At 69.4% G+C, this 1,211-nt stretch carries 1 protein-coding gene; it reads right to left on the bottom strand.

The genetic code is table 11. The features are described 5' to 3' along the window. Positions 1–1,211: hypothetical protein (locus FGL98_RS25685; RefSeq protein ID WP_425461032.1), on the bottom strand; the 1,211-nt coding region annotated here is incomplete at both ends.

The following is a 1,211-nucleotide window of genomic DNA, read 5'->3' as shown; positions in this document are numbered from 1 at the left end:
CGGGTGATGCCGTCCGGGTAGACGGTCACGTAGCCCGCCTGGGTCGGTGCGGTCTCGGTGACGTTGAGCACGATGGCCTTGATCCCGGTCGGGATCCCGCCGACGCCGGAGACCTTCACCTTGAGGGTGTGCCGTGGGCCGACCGCCGCCTTGGGCGCGCCGGTGCCGCTCCGGGTGTCGAGTAGCCGGGTGGGTGTCGTCGCGGTGAGGGTTGTGGCGGCTGTGGGGGTGTAGTAGCCGAACTGGTCGGCGATGATCTGCACGGTGCCGGTGGAGGAGTTGCGGATGCTGACCTTGCCGTTCGAGCCGATGGGCACGACGACCAGGTTGGGGATCGTCTCGCCGGCGACGTAGTTGAGGTTGGACACTGGTGGCTGGCTGGTGCCGCTGGGCCATGCTGTCAGGAAGCCGCTGCGTGTTGGGGCGGTGACGGTGACGTTGAGCACGACCGCGGTGGCTCCGACGGGTACCCCGTGTTGTCCGGTGACTTGCAGGTTCACGGTGGCTCCCGCGGTGACGGGTCCGTGCGCGCCGGTTCCCGTCCGTGTGTCGAGCACTCGTACCGGTGAGGTGGTGGTGAACGTGCTGCCGGTGGTGGTGCTGTTGTAGCCGAAGGCATCCGCGATCAGCTGGATCGAGCCGGTGGACCCGTTGTAGAGGCTGATGTCGCCGTTGGATCCGATCGGCACGACGGCCAGGTTGGCGCGGGTCACGCCCGGGGTGAAGTTCAGGTTGGAGGAGGTCGGGCGTGTCTCACCGTACGGGTAGGCCGTCAGGAAGCCGGTCCCCGTGGGTGCGGTGACGGTCAGGTTGAGCACGACCGACGTCGCGGTGGATGGCACCCCGCCGACGCCGCGGACCTTGAGGGTGATCGTGTGGCCGGATGCGACCGGCCCGGTCGTGCCGCCGGTGCCGTTGCGGGTGTCCAGCAGCCGGACCGGGGTGAGTGGGTGCAGCTGGGTGGCCGGTTGGCAGGTGTGGGCCACGAGCGTGGTCGCGCTGGGTGTGCCGATCCCGGTGGCCAGGTCGTAGCCGGTGGTGGCCGGGTAGTGACCGTTGGCCTGGGGGAGGTAGGCGTTGGAGCCTACGGTGATGTCGTGGAACCCGCCGAGGCCGGCGTGTGCGGCGACCGAGTACAGGGTCGGGTTGGCGAAGCCGAGCCGGGTGGTGCACTGCGGCAGCGCGTTGATCAGTGCGGTCATCCCCGCCCA

Origin of the sequence: Leekyejoonella antrihumi, from assembly GCF_007845645.1 — a bacterium.
GTDB classification, from domain to species: domain Bacteria; phylum Actinomycetota; class Actinomycetes; order Actinomycetales; family Dermatophilaceae; genus Leekyejoonella; species Leekyejoonella antrihumi.
The sequence above is the reverse complement of the archived record's forward strand: the minus strand, read 5'-3'. Positions and strand labels throughout refer to the sequence as shown.